The 3,784-nt window shown below is 51.0% G+C and carries 3 protein-coding genes and 2 pseudogenes; all 5 read left to right on the top strand.

Annotation, left to right across the window (positions count from 1 at the left end; all coding sequences use genetic code 11):
* Positions 1-272, top strand: a pseudogene (locus NQZ67_RS29780) (ABC transporter substrate-binding protein); the annotation flags it as partial.
* A 70-nt stretch (positions 273-342) separates the two neighbouring features.
* Positions 343-1,281, top strand: coding sequence for a carbohydrate ABC transporter permease (locus tag NQZ67_RS29775; protein WP_257453143.1), 939 nt, complete (start codon positions 343-345; stop codon positions 1,279-1,281).
* Between the two features lie 3 nt (positions 1,282-1,284).
* The gene (locus tag NQZ67_RS29770) at positions 1,285-2,133 is read left to right on the top strand and encodes a carbohydrate ABC transporter permease (protein WP_257453142.1); all 849 of its coding nucleotides are present in this window, start codon (positions 1,285-1,287) and stop codon (positions 2,131-2,133) included.
* A 23-nt stretch (positions 2,134-2,156) separates the two neighbouring features.
* The gene (locus NQZ67_RS29765) at positions 2,157-3,116 is read left to right on the top strand and encodes a glycoside hydrolase family 43 protein (protein WP_257453141.1); all 960 of its coding nucleotides are present in this window, start codon (positions 2,157-2,159) and stop codon (positions 3,114-3,116) included.
* A 296-nt stretch (positions 3,117-3,412) separates the two neighbouring features.
* A pseudogene (locus NQZ67_RS29760) lies at positions 3,413-3,784 on the top strand (ABC transporter substrate-binding protein); the annotation flags it as partial.

Genomic DNA, 3,784 nt, shown 5'->3' with positions numbered 1-3,784 from the left:
TGGCGACATGGACGATTCTCGGCTTCGACCCGATCCGTTCGGACGTATGGACCGATCCGGCGATGAAAGCGGCGAACAAGTTCACGGACTACTTCGGCGACAACATCTTCGACGTGCTTGATCAAGTGAAGAGTGAAATTGAAGGCATCAACATCGGCGAGAAGACGCCGCAAGTCATCGACGCGATTAAGACGCAGACGAACGTTCGCATCCTTGTTGACGGCGAAGACGCGGCTAAGGTGTTGAAGGAAGTCAACGATTCATTAAAATAAGCGCGTGAATAAGGCGTATCACTAGCCCTCTCGGACTAGTGATACTGCCATTCCCGTAGGAGGGATAGGGATGGAGAGCAAGGCTCCGATCGTGAAAGTCAACAATAAAGAACCAAGGTCGAAATTCTCCAAAATTTTGTATTCGCAAACGATTGCTCCGTACGTATTTGTCCTTCCTTTCATCATTACGTTTGCCGTATTTTTTGTGTATCCGGTCTTCTCTGCATTCTCCATGAGCTTTCAGGAGATTGTGCCCGGCGAATCCAAATTCGTGGGATTGGACAATTATCAAGAAATCTGGAATCCAATGTTTAAGAAAGCGGTAATGAATAGTGCGATCTACACAGTGCTGACGCTAGCGCTGCTGATTCCGATTCCGTTAGTTCTTGCGGTACTTCTTAACTCCAAAGTGATGATACTGAAAGATATGTTTCGCGCAACGCTGTTCATCCCGGCGCTGACTTCAGTCGTCGTTGCCGGTACGATATTCCGGATGGCGTTCGGCGAATTGGAAGGTTCCCTGATGAACTCGATAGTGACGAGCCTCGGCTTCGAGAAGCAAAAATGGCTAGGAGATCAATGGCTCGGTATGATGACGTTGCTCATTCTGGCTTGCTGGCGGTGGATTGGCGTAAACCTCCTGTACTTCTTAGCCGGCCTTCAAAATATACCGAAGGAATTGTACGAATCGGCTTCAATTGACGGCGCGACGACGTGGAAGCAGTTCACGAACATTACGATGCCGATGCTTAAACCCATTACGATTTATGTATTCACGATCAGCATCTACGGTGGACTTGCGATGTTTACGGAGAGCTTCGTCCTGTGGAGCGGCAACCGTTCGCCGAAAGACATTGGACTTACAATCGTTGGTTACTTGTACCGCACAGGGTGGGAGCAGTTTAACCTCGGACTCGGCGCAGCTGTCGGCGTAGCGCTTCTAGGCATTACGCTGATCGTAACCATCATTCAACTGACATTCTTCGGCATGTTCAGGAAGGAGAGCTAGGCGATGGAATCTGTTGCACCAACCAAGTGGTCCCTCAACAGGGTACTGTTGCTCATTCTGTTCATCGGTCTTGCCGTATTCGCCCTGTTCCCGCTTGTCACGCTGGTCATCGCGTCCTTCAAGCCGGCGCAGGAGCTGATCCGCTTCGGACTTAACCTGCAAATGAACGCTGATCTGTTCACGTGGGAGAATTATATCGAGATATTCCGGCTGGACGGCAATTATTTGAAATGGTACGGCAATAGTATTTTGATTACGATTATTTTCACGGTGCTGTCCTTGATATTCTCCTCTATGGTCGGCTACGGCATTGCGATGTATAAATTTAAGCTACGCAATTTCATATTCGTCATGGTGCTCGTCATTATGGCCATCCCGCTTGAGATCATTATGCTTCCGCTCTACAAGTTGATGATCTCGATGAAGCTGATGAACAATATTTGGGGCGTTATTCTGCCGTTCGTGGTAGCGCCGCTGCCCATCTTCTTCTTCAGGCAGTATGCAGGCGGGCTTCCGCGCGACTTCCTGGATGCGGCCCGCGTAGACGGCTGTACGGAGTACGGCATTTACTTCCGGATCATGATGCCGCTGATGGCGCCTGCCTTCTCGTCGATGGCGATCCTTCAGGCGCTCGGAAGCTGGAATAACTTCTTGTGGCCGCTAATCGTGCTGAACAGTACGGAGAAGCTGACGATACCGATCGGTCTCTCGACGCTGCTTACGCCGTACGGCAACAATTATCAAGTACTGATCGCTGGCGCTTGCTTCGCGGTTATACCGGTGTTGATCGTGTTCTTATTCTTCCAGCGTTACTTTATCGAAGGCATGACCGCTGGCGGCGTCAAGGGATAAACAGAAAGAAAGAGGAGAAAGCCATGTCAACGATAGTTCAGATCAATAACCCCGTCATCGCGCAAAGAGCGGACCCGTGGGTGTACAAACATACGGATGGTTATTATTATTTCACGGCGTCGGTCCCTGAATATGACCGCATTGAAGTGCGACGCTCCAAGACGATTCAAGGGCTTGGCGAGGCCGAACCGGCCGTTGTTTGGCGCAAGAGGGAAAGAGGCATCTTGAGCGCCAACATATGGGCACCCGAAATTCATTATATAGACGGAGCCTGGTATATCTATTTCGCTGCGGCGCATACAACGGAAACGAACGAAGGTCTGTTCGACCACCGGATGTACGTGCTCGAGAACCGATCGGCCAATCCGCTGGAAGGAGACTGGGAAGAGAAAGGACAAGTCATTACGGAATGGGAATCGTTTGCCCTCGATGCCACGACGTTCGAGCACCGCGGTACGCGCTATTACGTCTGGGCGCAGAAGGATCCCGCGATTCCCGGCAATTCCAATCTCTACATCGCCGAGATGGAGAATCCTTGGACGATTAAAGGTCCGCAAGTGATGATCTCCAAGCCGGAATTTGATTGGGAGACGATCGGCTTTAAGGTCAATGAGGGTGCCGCTGTCTTAAAGCGCAACGGCAGAATCTTTATCTCGTACTCTGCCAGCGCCACTGATTTCAACTATTGCATGGGTTTGTTGTGGGCATCCGAGGACTCGGACTTGCTCGATCCTGCTTCTTGGTCCAAGTCCAAGCAGCCGGTATTCCGCACTTCCGAGACGACCGGTCAATACGGGCCAGGCCATAACAGCTTCACCGTGTCGGAAGACGGGCTCGTGGATATCATGGTCTATCATGCGAGGAATTATAGAGAGATTCAAGGTGATCCATTGTACGATCCGAATCGCCACACGAGGGCGCAAGCATTCGATTGGGACGAGAACGGTTTCCCGGTGTTCGGTATTCCGGCGGGCGACGCTTAGCACAGCGCGAATCGCGCTGCCATAAAAATCAGAATTGGCCTTGGTCCTGAGTTCAAGCGGACTGAGGCCGTTTTCTTCGTGTAAAATATAAAATGATTTATAAATCACTAAACAGTCGCTGTGAGGAAATCGATACTGTGCGGGAATCCGTTGTAATTCGACAGATAACTGTCATGTTTGACAAAGTGAAAGCGCAACCAAAAAACATCTTGACATATATCATGCGGGTTAATACTATGTAGTTATAAAACGTTTTAGGTTTTATTAAAACTATTACAGTACTAGGGGGAAAACAAATGAAAAGGAAGCTTACGAGTATGGCAACGCTATTGCTGGCAGTGGTCATGCTGGTCTCGGCGTGCAGCGGCGGGAACGGTGGCAACAACGGGGGGAACAGCGCCGGCGAGACGGCGAAAGCCGGCAATAACGCAGGCGGGGAAACGTCCGGGGACAAGGGCGCGAAGACGAAGCTGGAGTTCTGGACGTTCCAACAGCTCCATGCGGACTTCTACGTCGAGATGGCGAAGCGTTGGAACGAGGCGAACCCGGACAAGCAGATTGAACTGGTCGCGAATGTAAGCCCTTTCGACGACGTGCACAACAAGCTGCTGGTGTCGCTGCAATCGGGCAGCGGCGCACCGGACCTCGCGGACATCGAGCTCGGAAAG

Origin of the sequence: Paenibacillus soyae (genome assembly GCF_024623455.1) — a bacterium.
Taxonomy (GTDB): Bacteria; Bacillota; Bacilli; order Paenibacillales; family Paenibacillaceae; genus Pristimantibacillus; species Pristimantibacillus soyae.
The sequence above is the reverse complement of the archived record's forward strand: the minus strand, read 5'-3'. Positions and strand labels throughout refer to the sequence as shown.